14 protein-coding genes and 2 pseudogenes are annotated in these 15,405 nt (G+C 58.0%); 10 read left to right on the top strand and 6 right to left on the bottom strand.

Annotated elements, in window-relative coordinates:
• Positions 1–50 precede the first annotated feature (50 nt).
• Both ACWJI3_RS03605 and ACWJI3_RS03600 read right to left on the bottom strand, forming a co-directional pair.
• The gene (locus ACWJI3_RS03605) at positions 51–1,625 is read right to left on the bottom strand and encodes a serine hydrolase (RefSeq protein WP_480202908.1); all 1,575 of its coding nucleotides are present in this window, start codon (positions 1,623–1,625) and stop codon (positions 51–53) included.
• Positions 1,626–2,094: 469 nt separating this feature from the next.
• Positions 2,095–2,508: a hypothetical protein gene (locus ACWJI3_RS03600; protein WP_480202907.1), complete on the bottom strand. Its 414-nt coding sequence runs from the start codon at positions 2,506–2,508 to the stop codon at positions 2,095–2,097.
• 288 nt (positions 2,509–2,796) lie between these two features.
• Between ACWJI3_RS03600 and ACWJI3_RS03595 the strand changes: the two are divergent.
• Together ACWJI3_RS03595 and ACWJI3_RS03590 are read left to right on the top strand one after the other, a co-directional pair.
• Positions 2,797–3,708 (top strand): annotated as a pseudogene (locus ACWJI3_RS03595) (IS5 family transposase).
• 1,006 nt (positions 3,709–4,714) lie between these two features.
• Positions 4,715–6,010 (top strand): beta strand repeat-containing protein, encoded by a 1,296-nt coding sequence (locus ACWJI3_RS03590; protein WP_480202906.1) that lies wholly within the window; start codon positions 4,715–4,717, stop codon positions 6,008–6,010.
• Between the two features lie 678 nt (positions 6,011–6,688).
• Here ACWJI3_RS03590 and ACWJI3_RS03585 read toward each other — a convergent pair.
• Positions 6,689–6,820, bottom strand: a complete 132-nt coding sequence (locus tag ACWJI3_RS03585; RefSeq protein WP_480202995.1) for an IS3 family transposase — start codon at positions 6,818–6,820, stop codon at positions 6,689–6,691.
• Between ACWJI3_RS03585 and ACWJI3_RS03580 the strand changes: the two genes are divergently transcribed.
• Positions 6,767–7,102 (top strand): hypothetical protein, encoded by a 336-nt coding sequence (locus tag ACWJI3_RS03580; RefSeq protein ID WP_480203000.1) that lies wholly within the window; start codon positions 6,767–6,769, stop codon positions 7,100–7,102. The genes ACWJI3_RS03585 and ACWJI3_RS03580 overlap by 54 nt on opposite strands.
• A 17-nt stretch (positions 7,103–7,119) precedes the next feature.
• Complete coding sequence (locus ACWJI3_RS03575; RefSeq protein WP_094510761.1) at positions 7,120–7,308, top strand: hypothetical protein; 189 nt, start codon at positions 7,120–7,122, stop codon at positions 7,306–7,308.
• Here the strand turns inward: ACWJI3_RS03575 and ACWJI3_RS03570 are convergent.
• Positions 7,290–7,664: a hypothetical protein gene (locus ACWJI3_RS03570; protein WP_480202905.1), complete on the bottom strand. Its 375-nt coding sequence runs from the start codon at positions 7,662–7,664 to the stop codon at positions 7,290–7,292. The genes ACWJI3_RS03575 and ACWJI3_RS03570 overlap by 19 nt on opposite strands.
• On the bottom strand, positions 7,627–7,788 hold the full coding sequence (locus ACWJI3_RS03565; RefSeq protein WP_480202904.1) for a transposase: 162 nt from the start codon (positions 7,786–7,788) through the stop codon (positions 7,627–7,629). The genes ACWJI3_RS03570 and ACWJI3_RS03565 overlap by 38 nt, the downstream gene beginning before the upstream one ends.
• 620 nt (positions 7,789–8,408) lie before the next feature.
• On the opposite strand from ACWJI3_RS03565, the gene ACWJI3_RS03560 reads away from it, so the two are divergent.
• From ACWJI3_RS03560 to ACWJI3_RS03535, 6 genes are all read left to right on the top strand, one after another.
• Positions 8,409–8,573, top strand: a complete 165-nt coding sequence (locus tag ACWJI3_RS03560; RefSeq protein ID WP_233132746.1) for a CsbD family protein — start codon at positions 8,409–8,411, stop codon at positions 8,571–8,573.
• A gap of 43 nt (positions 8,574–8,616) precedes the next feature.
• Entirely contained in the window at positions 8,617–8,781 is a 165-nt protein-coding gene (locus tag ACWJI3_RS03555) for a DUF1328 domain-containing protein (protein WP_255141722.1), read from the top strand.
• A gap of 158 nt (positions 8,782–8,939) precedes the next feature.
• Positions 8,940–9,266, top strand: coding sequence for a CsbD family protein (locus ACWJI3_RS03550; RefSeq protein ID WP_094510521.1), 327 nt, complete (start codon positions 8,940–8,942; stop codon positions 9,264–9,266).
• A gap of 616 nt (positions 9,267–9,882) precedes the next feature.
• Complete coding sequence (locus ACWJI3_RS03545) at positions 9,883–11,022, top strand: site-specific integrase (protein ID WP_255100928.1); 1,140 nt, start codon at positions 9,883–9,885, stop codon at positions 11,020–11,022.
• Between the two features lie 756 nt (positions 11,023–11,778).
• Positions 11,779–12,228 carry a hypothetical protein gene (locus ACWJI3_RS03540; protein ID WP_255100929.1) on the top strand — a complete coding sequence of 150 codons (450 nt, stop codon included), beginning with the start codon at positions 11,779–11,781 and terminating at the stop codon, positions 12,226–12,228.
• A gap of 673 nt (positions 12,229–12,901) precedes the next feature.
• Positions 12,902–13,450, top strand: coding sequence for a hypothetical protein (locus tag ACWJI3_RS03535; RefSeq protein ID WP_255100931.1), 549 nt, complete (start codon positions 12,902–12,904; stop codon positions 13,448–13,450).
• 452 nt (positions 13,451–13,902) lie between these two features.
• Here the strand turns inward: ACWJI3_RS03535 and ACWJI3_RS03530 are convergent.
• Positions 13,903–15,155 (bottom strand): annotated as a pseudogene (locus ACWJI3_RS03530) (IS256 family transposase).
• Positions 15,156–15,405: the final 250 nt, after the last annotated feature.

The following is a 15,405-nucleotide window of genomic DNA, read 5'->3' as shown; positions in this document are numbered from 1 at the left end:
GGGAATGCCGTGAAACGCTGACCAAGCATCGCGGTAAAGCTGTCAAAACGTCACGGTTTCTGGCGAATAAACAGCCCCAGACCGTTGCGATCGAGGTTTCCGACCCACACGGTCGTGGGCACTCCGCCGGCGACGGCCTGAAACGTGACCGCCGCAGGACCAAAGGCGTTCTCGCCGCGGGGTTGATAGGAGAAGGTGTTGCCGCTCACCGGCGTGAGCGGGAATCGCTGCGGCTCCGGGCCGATCAGCAGCTCAAGGCCGTCGGCCCCGCGGCGGATGTCGAGCAGCCCGAAGTAGTCATTCTTGTAGCGGCCCACGTAGCGCTCCAGGGGCAGCGGCGGCACGACGACAGCGGGGGCCACCACGGCGGGGTAGTCCTGCTGGCTCATGCTCTTGAAGATGCCCTGCAGCAACGGGAGGTAGTCACGGCTGACCTCCCCTTCCACCGCCAGATCCAGAAAGCTGAGCGCCACCGCTTCCGGCAGGCCCACCGGTTGGCCGTTGGTGAGCACCACGATGCCGAGCTTTTCGGCAGGCAGCAGATACACAGCCGTGGCGGCACCAAGGAAGAAGGCACCGGAGTGGGAGAGCTGCACCAGCCCTGCTCCGTGCTTGCCCACATTCCAGCCGAGCCCATAGAGCCCGGCCGCATCGGTGGCTGGATCCGCCGGTGGGGTGCTGATCACCTGCGGGCGATGGGTTTCGGCCAGAGCGGCGGCCTGCAGCACGGGCTTGCCGGCAAAGCGGCCGCCGTTGAGCTGCAAGCGCAACCAGCTGCCCATGTCCCGCGCTGACGCGCTCACCCCGCCAGCGGGAGATTCCGCATCGGCATCGCGATCGAAGCGCGCCACCCAGCCCTGTGCGGTGGGCACGTGCAGGCGGGCACGGTTGGCGTCGGCGATCAACGCGGCATGGCTGGAGGTGGTGCGCGTCATGCCCAGGGGCTTGTAGAGCCGCTCGCGCGAGATCGCCTCCCAGCTGCTGCCACCGGCACGGGCAGCCGCCTCTGCCGCGGCGGTGAAGCCGAAGTTGGTGTAGGCGTAGTCGGCCCGGAAACGGTTGTTGGTGGGCAGGAAACGCAGCCGGGACAGGATCGTGTTGCGATCGAAGCCGAGATCCTCCAGGTCGTCGCCGGCATGATCAGGCAGACCGCTGCGGTGCGAGAGCAGATCGCGCAGGGTCACATCGGGCGCGGTGCCGGCCGGACCGATGCGGGCCTCAGGCAGGGTGCGCAGCACCGGATCGTCCCAGCCCACCACCCCATCTCCCACCAGGGCCGCCACCACGGTGCTGGCCACCGGCTTGGAGAGGGAGGCCAGCTGGAACATCGTGTCGGGATCGACCGTTCCTGCCTGCCCCGCCTTGCGCACGCCGTAGCCACGCAGAAACACCAGTTGATCGTTGTGCACCACCGCGATCGCCATGCCCGGCACGCCGGTGCGGCGCTGCATGGAGGTGGCGAGGCCATCGAGGCGCGCCAGGGCGGCAGCGAGGGATTGTGGGGTGACCCGCTGGGCCGCTGCCGCCGCCCGTGCAGCGGGAGCCGCGGCGAAGCCGGTGGCGAGGCTGGCGGCCAGCAGGGCGGCACCCATCAGCAGGCGGGGGAGGCGGGACGTGACCGGCACCGGGGCTTTGGCAGTACGGCCGGAAGCTAAGGCCGCTGCACAGATTCGCCCGCCACTGAACGGGGATGGTCATGCCCTGCGCCGGCGCGATGCCAGCAAGCGGGCATACTTGTCGAGGACCAGCATTTCACGGTGGTGGTGCCTTCGGGCAGGGGTCTCGGGTGGTGGTTCACCTGAGACCTTTCCATTGGCAAGGTCTGCGGATGGCCTGTCCTGAGCTAGTGCGGCTGGCGCCGCTGGAGCTGCTGAAGCCGCGAGCGTTCTGCCGCGGTCCAGGGCTGGGTCTGGTCTGGATGGTTCACGCCGAAGCGTCGCAACGGAGGGCCTCCTGTGAATGGACCGAAGACCGGTGCCACAGCAGATCTGAACGATTCACGTCGGCAGACTGTCTGCAAATCGTCCAGATACCGCCGAACAGCCGCCCAGTGTTATCCACATCTACCGACGCGACCCTGGCCTTGAGCTCTGCTTAGAAGTCTGCAGAAGAACAGGATGACGGCGTCTTGCGACTAGTCTGAGCGGATAGCCAAGCGCTGGTCGCGGCAACGCCGATGCAGGGGAGCAGGAAAATGAACTCGCCAATGCCAATTTGATTCGAAGACAAGGTGACAACCATAAGGAAGCTGACACCAGCAAGCAGGCACAGGCAAAGTGAGCTTGCTCTTTGCAGGCTGGGTATAAAACCTGTGGCGACAAGGCAAACCCAAAGCGCAGGGGCTAAGTAGATACCCCAGGCGAACCAGTCAAGGCTATTCCAGGCGATCTCAATTAGGGCACCAAGGCCTCTTGCTCGTGCAACCTCACCGATGCAAAGGAAGAAGAGTGCCAGCACAACGTATGGAACGACAACGATGGCCCCAACGGCATGAAGGAGTCGATTCATTCCTTGGCCTCCAGAGAAGCGCACATCCTCTAGCCCATCACACAAGACTGAGGCAGTCGCCATAAGTGCGCACTGAGAAGATGATCATAGCTTATTGATAGCGACTGAGGCTAATACGATCCATTCACTCCACAGCTCCCGCTTGATCACCCAGTGTTCCGTCCTTAGCCCTAGGGAAACGCTGGAAAACCATGCGATTCAAGCGAGTAAGGAGCGGTCAATTTTGGTCAACACTGGGTCGATGGACGGCAACTAGCCGGATTCACTGAATGCAAGTTGACCACAGCCATGAAGCACATCAGGCTTGAGAACGTCCTCGCCGAGATGCAGAGGTGGGTGCCCTGGCAGAACCTGGTAGTGCTGATCAAACCTCACTACCCAAAAGTTGGCAAAATGGGAGGCAGGCCGCCTTTTCCTCTGGCCACTATGCTGCGAATCCGCCTGATGCAGCAATTCATTCGCTCAGTGACCCAACCATGGAGGAGACCCTCATCGAGATCCCCAACATGCGACGTTCCCTGGTATGGACCTGATCAGCGATCGGATCCCGGATGAGCCGACGATCCTGGTGTTCCGCCACTTACTCGAGAAGCACAATCTCGGCGATCAAATCTTTGAGACGTTCAAGGCCTACCTCGAGGACCGCGCTATGGCGATGAAGCAGGGCACCATCACAGATGCGACCTTGATCTCAGCTCCCAACTCCTCAAAGAACTACGCTAAGGAGCGTGATCCTGAAATGCATAGACCAGGAAAGGCATTCAGTGGCACTTTGGGATGAAAGTCCACAACGGGGTGGACAAGGACACCGCTCTGATCCACTCAGTGGAAACGACTGCCGTCAATGTGCATGACCTGACCCCAGTGGCAGAACTGCCGCATGGAGAGGAGGAGGTTGTCTAGGGGGATGCCGGATACCAGGGGATCGAGAAGCGCCCTGAGATGGAAGGCAATGCCAGGACGTTCCGAATGGCGATGCGACCCGGGAAACGAAAGCACCTGCCATAGACATCTGAAGGCTGGGTGGATGAATGGTGCGAATGAGCCAAGGCCAATATCCGGGCCAAGGTTGAGTATCCCTCCCGCGTGATCAAAAAGCAGTTTGGCTTTCTGAAGACCCGGCTACAGGGCATGGCGAACAACAGCAGTAAGGTGAAGGTTCTGGCCGCATTAGCACACCGGTTCTTTGCCCGACGGTAACTGCTCCTGAGCTGACTATGGGATTGTTGTGCCCGTTGGGCATCGACCGAGGATAGGACAGGTCAAGAACTGGACGAAGTCAAAGATATCTTGCGCATTTTCGACTTCAGAGACAGACATCTATTGAAGTCGAAGAGGTTGCCCTATTGGCGCTTGCGCGAACAGCGTTGTCTAGAGCTTCCGTAAGCCTTGAGGCCCATAGATGTGCTCATATCGGACATTTGCCACCGTTAGTCGCTGCACGGACGGCGTTGCCCAGGGTTTCCCTAGGACTAGATGCCACATTCACTTTGGCGATTTCAAAATGTTCTGCATGTATGCTCCAAGCCCAGTGCCATCATGTGGATTAAATGGCCCAAAACAGAGATGTGCCCCATTCTTGGCTTGCTCTCAAATCCATAACAGCTGATTCTGATCATGCTCAGGTTGGGTCTTCTTGTATTCAAAGTAGCTTGACTACGTTGTCGCAACAACAGCGGAAGGCCTCTTTGATTTCATGGTGACAGTGTCCATGGGGCTAGGCGATCTCGACTTGAAATCGCCATGCCAAGAGACCTCAGATGAATCAATTCATGATAGTTCAGAATAATCAGCCAATCGACTCTGAGGCTTTGGACTGAATTCTGAGCTGAGTCCAATCCACGATTGCCGCGACCATTGGCTACGCCTGACGCACCTTGGCGACCCCACTCCTCGGGTCAAGGGCTGAGATTTCCTCGGCATCGGCACGATCAACTCCACCGCCTGTCGGACCTCAGCCAGAACCTGGATCAGCGTCTCTGGGTTCTCCCTGAGCAGCTCGATGCAATGCCCCGCATACACGAAATGGTTCTCAGTCGCACGGCCGATCTCCAGGCGCATCCTCAGCGCGGAATGGATGAAGTGGCATCCAAGCGGCTGGATGGCCCTACGACACGGAAAGCGAGGTTGTTGCGATGCATCAACACGGCTGGTGACAGCCAGCGGGGTGTCTCATAGCATGATATGGGCACACAACGATATCGACATGGCAACCCTTACCCAAGATCTGTTCACGAATCGCTCCGATTTTGTCGAATCAGATGACGGCTGGTTCATTCCAGCAGGACGGACTGTTAATGCCCGGGCTGGTAACGACACCATTGCCGGCAACGACACCTTCCACATGGCAGGCACGCTCAACACCGGCATCGGCGACGACACAGTCACCGGTATCGGTGGTGGCTTTGGCAACATCGGCACACTCACTACCGGTGGTGGCGATGACACCGTCACCGGCACTATCAGCGGCATAGGCTCGGCCGGAATCTACAACAGCGGCACGATCAATACCGGCGACGACGACGATACCATCACCGGCAACAGCAACAGCAACAGCAACAGCGTCGCCATCGCCAACGAGCTCGGCACGATTATTACTGGAGACGGCGATGACACCATTACCGGCATCGGCATGAAAGACGGCTTCAGCGGTGCCGGCGGCATTGGCAACAGCGGCACAATCGATACAGGCGCCGGCAACGACAGCATTACGGGTATTGGCGATAATACGTATGGCATCGGCAACAAGGGCACAATTGATACAGGCGCCGGTAACGACAACATCAACGGCACCAGCGTCTCCCAGAACGGCTTAGCCAACGCACGCGGTAGCAGGATTGATACAGGTCTCGGCAAAGACACCATCACCGGCAGCAATGAAGGGCAGGGGGCAGGCATTTTCAACACGGTTGGAGCCACGATCGATACAAGCGACGGCGACGACACCATCACTGGCAGCACTGAAGGCGGCCAAGGCATCAGTAACTACCTAGGCATCATCAATACTGGTGCCGGCGATGACATCATCACCGGCACCTCCAGCTTCAACCCCAACTCCCCCTTCAGTGATGGCGCTGGGATCAGTAACGTTGGCACAATCAATACAGGCTCTGGCAATGACATACTCACCGGAAGCAGTCTAAACATCACCGGAGACACCAATGTCGGCATTTTCAATTTCAGCACAATCGATACAGGCGAAGGTGCCGACACCATTGATGCACTTGTTGGTGGTTTTCGTGGAGATGGAACGACTACCCTCGGCATCGGAACCGACACCCTCAAGGGCTTCGGAACTGGGAACTTTAAAGGTGGCGACGGGAGCGACCGGATCCTCTTCGGTGAAGGTGAGTACACCATCAGAGGAGGACGGATTACTTCGGATGGCTTGACCATGAATCTCATGGGCTTTGAATCCATCGGTGGTGCCAATGGTGGCCTTTTCGACTTCACCGATGGCACCTGCACGGTCGATGAATTCGGTGTTGCAACGTTCTTCTGAGTCTTATTCCCAGTGTTGTTCTAGGAGACTGCTGAAAACCCAGTCCATTCCGTAAGAATGACATAACTGCACTGAGCGGATGAGCGGCCGGCAGAAGAGAATCAGACCCCTGTTCTCCTACTTGGCCACCGAGGAGCGGATCCCTGGGACTGGGGTTACCCCGATTCGGTGGACAGTTATCAGGGCCTAGCGATGGTGAGTGTACGGGCAGCGATCTACTGCTGCTCGTGATCAATTGGGCTGTGCAAACCGCTCCTTCAGTGACGGCGCTCGCGGTTGTAGCAACTGTTGTTCCAGAATGCCAATTGCCTCTGCAGCTGTTGGGGTATTTACAGAACTGAAGCATCGTCATCGAGGTCCAGCTCGTGTTTGAGGGTGGAGAAGAAGATCTCCACCACGTTGTTATCCCCGCAGCAGCCATTGCCAGACATGCTGCAGCTGATCTTGCGGACCTCAAGCAGCTGCCGGTTGGCCGTCGCCCTGGATTAGCTGCCCTGATCGGTTTGGATCAGGAGTTGATCTGGTTCAATCTCCCGGTGCTCAAGTGCCCTGTTAAGTGGGCTTTCCCGCCAGGTTGTTCATGTCTGCAGCTGCTCGAGCCGCTGTTGGGGGGTGACTCCACCCACGGCCATGTGGCGCTTCCTGCCGTTATGGATCCGCAGATAGGCCGGCACCAGCTCATTGCCAGCTGCTGAGTTGCAAGAGCCGGGCAACTCGCTGCCGACCGATCTTGCGGCTGTCAGCACATAGCTCCTGGTGGATTCGCGGAGCGCTGTAGAAGCCACGGTGCTGCTCGACTATCGCCTTCATCGCGGCATCAAGGGCCCCATCAGTGGCCCCAAGCTTCAACAGGTGGACATCCTGCTCAGCCATCCCGACAGTCCCCCCTTGCGTAGCGCCCTCCCGGTCAACGGCACCAAGGGCGGCACATCCAGTGGACAGTTGGCAGCCAGCGGCAGGAGCGACGGCATGGCCTGCAGCAAGGCCAGCGGCCCTGAGCTGCAGCACCTGGAGCAACGCCTGGATCGGACGGAGCAGTTGGTTGCGCTGATCGCCTATCTGCTGGCGGGTTCTAGCCTCCCGCCAACCTGAAGCTCGAGCCCCTGCTCATGCCCTTAAACCTTGAGAAGCTGGGCCGCTTCCTACTGCGTGGCCTCCGTATTGGCGCCAGCACGATCTCGATCGTGGAGCTGCTGCGCAGTGACTGGACCGGCGGCATCGCTGCCGGCTTGGCCTGGCTGGTGTTTCTGCAGGTAGAGCGGCGGCTTCCGCCGGTACCTCAGGAGCCCAAGACCTGATCCGTAGCCAGCTTGTTCGCTCTGCTGGCACACCAGGCCACCAGCGCCAGGCGCAGGACATCAGGCAGATCACTGCCACGATTCCCCTTGCCGTAGCGACGATCCTCCTGGGCATCCAGGATTTGGGCCTTGCGCAACAAGGCGTTGATCTCCTGCTGGAGCTCCCTTTCCGCCCTGAGCATCCACTCATGGCTCACGGCCTTGTGTTTGGAGGCATTGGCCTGAACCTTGGTGCCATCCAGCGCCACATGGCTCATGCTCACCATCCAGACTGGTTGACAGAGCCGCAGGATCTGAATGAACAGACCCATGAGCGCGTCAAGTGAGCGCGTCAAGGTTGCGGCGCCGGAACTCACTGATGCGGCTGTGGTCTGGCTGCTGGTTGGCCGTCAGCACCCGGAAGGCCAGGTCCTCGTAGCAGGCGTGCTCGATCCTGCGGGAAGAGACGATGCCCACGCAGTACGCACCGAGCAGCAGCAACGTCAGCCGCTTCGCGGAAGCCTGCCGGCTACATCCTGGGGGTAAAGCCCTTCTCCCCGCGGGGATCCTTGGGTTGAGCAGGGATCAGGACCTGTGAGAGATCCAGTTCATCCACCAGATCCAGCATGAATACACCTGATGGTCTTCTAAGCGTCAGTCACTGGGTGATGGCGGCAGCAGGGTGGTCTGCTCAGGCTGCCAGGGGCGGAAGGTCTTGGGCATACCCCATTCTCTCGCCCAGATTGATTGCAGCAACATAGATCTGGGCGGTTTCAGGGGCTTCTGTGGAGAGGCTGGCCACGGTCTACGGGCCACAAACTCCTAGCTGAACCCAATCCTTCCTTCATGGGGAAGTGGAGGCGTAATGGCTGGTTTCGAGGAGTGCCCTGCACAGATCCACTGAAATGAAGCAGATGTGCTGACGATGCGCATCAATGTGCCCATATCAGAATATGGCTGAATAAACTTATCGATCCTGCAGACTTAATGCAGAAGAGCTTAAGAAAGACGAAAGACCATTGGCGAATCAATGCCCGTGTTCATGAGCAGACTTAGAGCACATCCATATCACATGGGTGTGAACATCCACAAAGGAGTCAGTCATGGGTATGGGAAAAGACATGAAAGCCACCGCTAAGAACATCGAAGGCAAAGTTCAGGAGGCCACTGGCAACATCACCGGTAACAAGAAGGATCAGCTAGCAGGCAAGGTCAAGCAAGCCCAAGCCAGCGGTGAACATGCCATGGAAGACCTGAAAGACACAGTGCGCGACGCCACCAACTAAATAGAGATTGCTCAGCTGATCAACACACTTTAGGAGCTTCGTCATGCTTAACTACGCCATTACTTTCTTTGTCATTGCGATCGTCGCTGCGGTCCTGGGCTTCAGCGGTATCGCCGGATCAGCTGCGAGCATCGCTCAGATCCTGTTCCTTGTGTTTCTCGTGCTTGCCGTGATCTCTTTCCTCACCGGCCGGCGCAGCGCAATGTGAATAGCAGCGTTAATCATAATGTTCTGCTCAGATCATTGTGATCGGAGTCCAGTAATCAGTGGTTACTGACTATTGAACAACTCTGGACATTCAGTATTGGTTGCCACAGCTTTTCTTTTCATTGCACTAAACCTCCTTCCACCCTCGCTATCGTCACCATGAAGCACCACTTTCGTTTTCTGCGCCAGTTGGCCGCCACTTGCCTTGGCCTTGTCTTCAGCCTGCTGGTGTTGATCGCCACGCCGGCTTTGAGCGCTCCCGCCCAGGCCTCAGGAGCCTTCACTCTCAGCGCCTCCCCCTTGCCCCTGGCCTCCACCGCCGGCCGCGTCAAGGCTGGCGCCAAGGACATCGAGGGCAAGACCCAGGAATCGATTGGCAAGGTCACTGGCAACAAGGGAGATCGCCTCGCCGGTAAGGCGAAGCAGGCTGAGGCTAAAGGCCGGAATGCTGTTGAAGACGTCAAGGGCAAGGCCGGAATGGGCTGAGCTGAGCCAGGATCAGCGGCACGGCCTGGTATCACGCCTGAAGACGCCAGGCCGGGCCGCTTACGTCTAGGAGCCTGTTGGTCTACACACAACAGGCTCCTAGCCCTGACGGAGTGATCTGAACTAGCACTGCCGCTCAAAACGGCCCAAGCCCGCCTTCTGGAACTGTTGCCACTGCTCCACAGCCTGCGTCGGCGAAGGGGGGTCCGGATCTCCGTCCAGGAGAGGGCGTTACCTCAAGCCCGATGGGCTTCCGTCCAACCCATGGCCAACCGGAGGTGGTCACCAATCCCTGAAAAGTCAATCGGGGCGACAGGATTCGAACCTGCGACCTAGTGCTCCCAAAGCCCTGGCAGCCTCCCGCTCTCACTAGGCTGATCAAGTCATAGCAGTACTTCTATGGGTGTGGCTGTTGTTCCGCGGTGCCCGTTGCAAGCCGCTGGTCGTAAATCCGTCGTACATTCTGCCTAGTGCTTGCCAGAATGATCGGATGGTGAACGCCGCTCGAAAGCAGCCTCCGAAGGCCAAGCCGGCCGTCTGGGCGAGAGCACTCAACGCAGCCGTCCGCCAGGCGGCAGGGGGTACGGGATGGCACGTTCGGGGCGATCGAAACGGCATGACCCGCCTTGAGATCAAGGTTCCTCATGCCAATCAGAAGGTTCAAAGCGTTCAGCTCCCCTACGCGTGGACCAGTGCAAGCCAAGGCCCGATCATCAATAGGGTCACGCAGCTGGCATCAGAACTGCAGAGGGAACCTTCTCTGAGCTTGCGGCAGGCCATGCCACTGGTGGAGGGCCGCTCCAGTCAGGCACGTCTGGACTGGCCAAAGGCTCTGGCGTCCTTCAACCGAGCTAAGACGACGCGGGGGACAGCCGTGAGCGAGACCACCTGGAACAGGAAATACCTGCCCGTGCTCCAGCGGGCACTCCAATTAATGGAGTCCGCCGACCCCCCGAAGGACGCCACTGGTCTTATTGAAGCCGCCACTAGCCACTGGCAGAGCGGCTGCCGGGCCAGGGAGATAGGAGTACGCGCCCTAGCGGCATTTCTCGATCATTCTGTCCATCGCTGCGACTTTCCGAAGGCATGGCTGCCGGCTGGCTCCATGCGTGAGTTGATCGGTGCAGCTCCGAGGGATGGACGCCGTGTTCAGAAGTCGGACCCCATTCCGGATGCAGACATCGTGGCAATGGTAGAAAGCCTTCCTGACGAGCCATGGTCTGATGCCTTACGTCTGATTGCGGAGCTGGGACTTCGACCTATTGAACTTCAGTATCTCAGCATTCGGGAAGATCCACGCAGTGGTAAGCGACGCTGGCATGTGGCCTACGAGAAGAAATCTGGACGTGGCAGCACGAAGCCACGCTGGGTAGAGTCATTGCCACTGATGGACCACAACGGAACCGTTCAGCAGTGGGAACTACATGAACGGTGGGAAGACAACGTCCTGAAACTGCCAACATTCTCAGCAACGAACGGCGTTGCTGATGCCATTCGGCTTTATCTAAGAAATAAGCCGTCATGGAAGACAATGGTTGCTGCTGCTGCTGCACGCAGTGAGCATGCGACGCTGTATGGACTTCGGCATGCCTACTCACTACGATGTCATCGACTGGGTATTGATGCCGCAGGTGCAGCGGATCTTATGGGTCACTCTCTTCAGATCCACATTGACTCCTATCCATGGAGCAGTGAGGACCACACCGCACGACAAGTGCAAAGGGCTCGAGAACGCCTGGCAGGGAAGGGTTGGTGAGTCTGAGAGGATCCGGCCTGCACTTATGGGGTTGCCAGGTTGTTAGATGGGGTGCTAGAACTGCTGCAGTGGGTGTGCACGCTCCATTCACTCCGCCCTCAAAATCGGCTCCGGATTGCCGATCTGAGGAGGTAAACAAATCGCACTGCTCTACCCACCGAGGTAGAGCCCGGCCCGGAGCCGGTCCGCAAATCGTTGCCGTAGCGAAACTCACTTCCACAAGCCCTTTGGGGTGTTGTGGGTTTCCTCCGACCCCCATGAAATCATCTACTGAACGGCATCCACGTCCCGACTCGACTACATCAACCCACTGGATCACTACAGATCAGCTAGCAGAACGACTCAGCTGTACACGGTGGTTTATTCGCAGCCTTCGTGAGTCACAAGTACTGCTCCCTGGTCGAGACTACATTCGGATCAGCCGGTTTATTCGCTGGGATCCCGACAGAGTCCAGTCGAGTCTGCTTGCCGCCTCAATCTCAACATCGAGGATTGATGAGTGCTATGAAGATACAAGCTGACTCTGGTAGCAAATGTCAACCACAGCTAGACGCGGCCGTTCCAGGCTATTTGATGCATGCCCCCCCCCCGAGAACACCATGCATAGCGGGTCGTTAGGCTCAAACAAGTGAGCCATGCTCTGAATGGACAGTGCTTCGTCTTCACATTAGAAGAGTTTACCTCCATGCACAGAGCAGAAATACCAGGACTACGGACTTCACGTCAACACTTACCAATCACTTGAGGGTTTTCACCATGAGCTTCATTCAGGACACCGATAACACCAATATCGGAAAAGCAAATGGTTCCGTTGAAGGTAGTTCACTGCCATCGTCGGTCCACAAAGAGGGATTATTTGCGCCCTGCAGCTTTGGTCGGGACATTGAGCTCCTTAATGCCAACTCCTGCGACGAAGAGGGCAATCCCCAAATAACTAACGAGACAACGTCACAGCTAGACGGTAATGACCTACATGCGTTTGCATTGGCAAATGAGTTCGAAAGCATCATGAACCGTGCATCAGAAATCTCGATTCTAATGGCACAGTACTATTCCAGTTGTGGCGAAGTAATGGGCATTGAGTTATTCAGCGGTATAGAAGAGATGCGGAAAACAGCGGTCACTACTGCCGAAGAGATCTCCCAGAGATTCCCTGAAGATTTCGAGGACGAGAAGAAATCCGATATTGATGCAACAAACATGTGAAGTCACTTCTATGACTTGGTGGAAGCAGACGCTTGGCTGCGGCGTCGATATCGTTCCTACTGGATCATCTTCGCGCCCTCCAGGAGCTGCTTCCTCCACAGCCTCCCCTGGATCGGGGGGCTCCGCGATTTCGCGGCGGCGATCTCCTGGTGCGTCTTGCGAAAACTGTTCGCCCCCATGGCGACCGAGGTCTTGAACTATAGTCAATGCATGGGGGAATCTCCTGGGTTGGAGATTCCGTTAAAGGTAGCAATCCTTCTCACATATCGTCAATGGTCCTTGTCCAGAAATCTAAACAACCACGAACACATAGGCTGAACCATGCTGGAAGTCGTTCGCCGAGATTGCAAGTTGCTGGGCTTTTGGCTAGGCTGACTTGCCACTTCATCCATTCGGTCGAGTGACGCTTGCAATCGCCGTGGTTGAAGAACTAAACAGCGGCAAGACCCAGATATACCTGGGTTCAGATTCTCAAATGAGCAGCAGTTCACACAGCAGCCATTATTGTGTAAAGGTATCGCCGGTTAGAGTCAAGGCTGTCGAGCCACTTGATGAAGGGCAAGCCTTTGACAGTGTCTATGGCATTGCATTCAGCGGGAACGTTGCTGGAATGCATGTCTTTTAATGCTATCTTGACTTAGCACTTGCAAACTTGCAATACATTCCAGAGAGCGTGACTCTCAGCCTTGAAGTAGTCTGCGAGCTTGTAAAGCGGATCTACGAAGAGCTATCCATTCATCTGTGCCAGGATCTTGACTATGACTATACCGTGGACTTCTTTCTCGCTGGACGTGATCCAAAAGACAGGACTTCCTTGAAGCTTGCTTGGTTCGAAGCGAAAGTGGACCTGTCTAGTGTTGGCACTCTGAACTGCCTCGTAAAGTATCAAGTTCTCTCCCAGCACGAAGAGGCTTATGCGATAGGTGATGGACAGTCCGACTTCAGATCAATGCTTGGGCAAGACTTTTCTTCAGTGTCTTGCGCGAAGAAAGCATTCGGGGTTCTTGATCGTATCTGCAAAGACGACTCTATAGGTTCAGTTGGTGGCATGCGCCAAGCAGGCTTCTTTGATGCTGCGGGAGACTTTTGTCTTTATGTTGTCAACGAGCAGAATCCATTAACCACTGAGTATGGAGACTTCTTGGCGAGACTTAACTTGAATAAGATTGATGATCCGCATGCCGGCGTAGTGGTAAGACGCAGAATGATTGCATTTGGTTAAAGCAGGCTATTTGGTAAGTCCTCAACAAGTCGCGGCAAGCCGGCGTAAGCACCACCGTGGCAGCCGAGAGTTGTTGTCACTGAGTCGAATGCCATTGAATGGATAGATTGGGAGCCTAGCATGGTTAACCAAGGGCGGCACAAAAAGAAACGATTCAACTAGGCCGCTTCCCTTCGCGTTGTGTAAAAGCTGAGGCCCGATTGCCCTGGTCCGAGTGTGAACAGGATAGAATGACGGGCTGTCATTCCCGAGGTGCAGATACGCCTCGTTTCTTCACCATGAACCCAGACGATTGACTTGTCAAGTTATTCGCCTGGAGCATAGCTGTGCTGTTGGCGTTCGCCGCTTTGCGGGGCGCTGTCCCGGCTGTGCCGGCCCCCGGGCGGTGATCGAGGCCGCTGCGCCCCCGGGGGCGCCACGACCACGATTTCCTGGGGCCTAGGTGTGGGCGCTTATTCCAGGCAGTCCTGCAGGGCCGGCAGATCCTTCAGCGACGGGATGGCGGCCTTGCTGTCTGCGGAGAATATCCGCCGGCCCTCAAGCTGCCAGTGCTCGTCCTGCTCCAGCAGCACCACCCCCACTAGGCGCGTGATCGAAGCGTCGTTCGGGAAGATGCCGACGACCCGGTTTCGGCGTTTGACCTGCTCATTGACGCACTCGAGAAGGTTGGTGCTCCAGACCTTTTTCCAGTGGGGCTGCGGGAAGGAGCGGAATGCCAGCACGTCCTCCTTGGCCTTCTCCATCAGCTCAGCTGCCTTGGGGAAACGCTCGGCCAGTGTGGCGGCCAGGCCACCCCAGCGCTCCACCAGGCCAACGGCGTCCTCCTTGCTGAACACCGAGCGCAGGGCCGCCGTGACCATCCCCTAGTGGGCTTTGGGAACCCGCTGAAGCAGGTTTCTGGCGAAATGGACCCTGCAGCGCTGCCAGCAGCAGGCCTGCAGCATCCGCCGGATCGCGTTGGTGAGGCCCACGTGGGCGTCGCTGATCACCAGCTTGACGCCAGTGAGGCCGCGATCCTTGAGCGAGCAAATGAACTCGCTCCAGAGGCTCTCGGTTTCGCTGTGACCTACCTGCAGGCCAAGCAGTTCACGGCGGCCGTAGGCATGACGCCCATGGCGATCAAAGCAGCCCTGGAGCAGACCTGCAGGGCCCGGCCCAGCCTGCCGTGAAGGTACGTCGCATCGAGATAGACGTAGGCGTAGCCAGAATCCTGGAGCCGCCGGTTCAGGAACGCCTGTACCTGCTGGTCGATGCCCTGGCAGATGCGGCTCACCTGGGTCTTGGGGATGCCGCTCTGGACGCCCAGGGCCGCCACCAGGGTGTCCACTTTGCGGGTGGAGATGCCGCCGATGTAGGCCTCCATCACCACGCCATAGAGGGCCTGATCGACGCGGCGGCGGGGCTCGAGGATCGAGGGAAGGAAGCCCCCGGTGCGCAGTTTGGGGATCAGCAGGTCGATGTCGCCGGCCTGGGTGGCCAGGGTGCGCGGCCGGTAGCCGTTGCGGTAGCCGAGCCGGTCATTGCTGCGCTCATGGCGCTCCGCACCGAGCACGGCAGTGACCTCCAGCTCGATCAGCTGCTGCAGGCCCTAGCGCACCAGCTCAGAGATCATTCCCCCGGCTGTGCTGTCATCCAGAAGTGGCACCAAGGCTGAGGCACCAGAATAACCAGTGGCCTTGGTTCTCCTGGTTGAGGTAGTTTTCAGAGCCAGCGTAACGGGCCTGCCCACCTCTTGCAACGACAATCGTCTGAGGCACGGCCTTCATCCGAGCTCGCTTCGCGTTCGAGCGGAATCCTGTGGAGAGCTCACCCCTGTGCGGCAAGGTCAAGAAACCGCACCAGGCCAGTTGAGCCTTTCTGTGCTTCTCACCGGGGTCAGGGCTGAACCCCCCTCAGCGGTGCTGACCTACGCCGCGTCGTCCATGGCAGTTCCTGGCGGGGGGCCTCAAGGAATC

It is taken from the genome of Marcopretia estuarina LEGE 06307, assembly GCF_056633115.1.
Note: the sequence above shows the minus strand (reverse complement) of the source record. Positions and strands in the feature narration are given on the sequence as shown.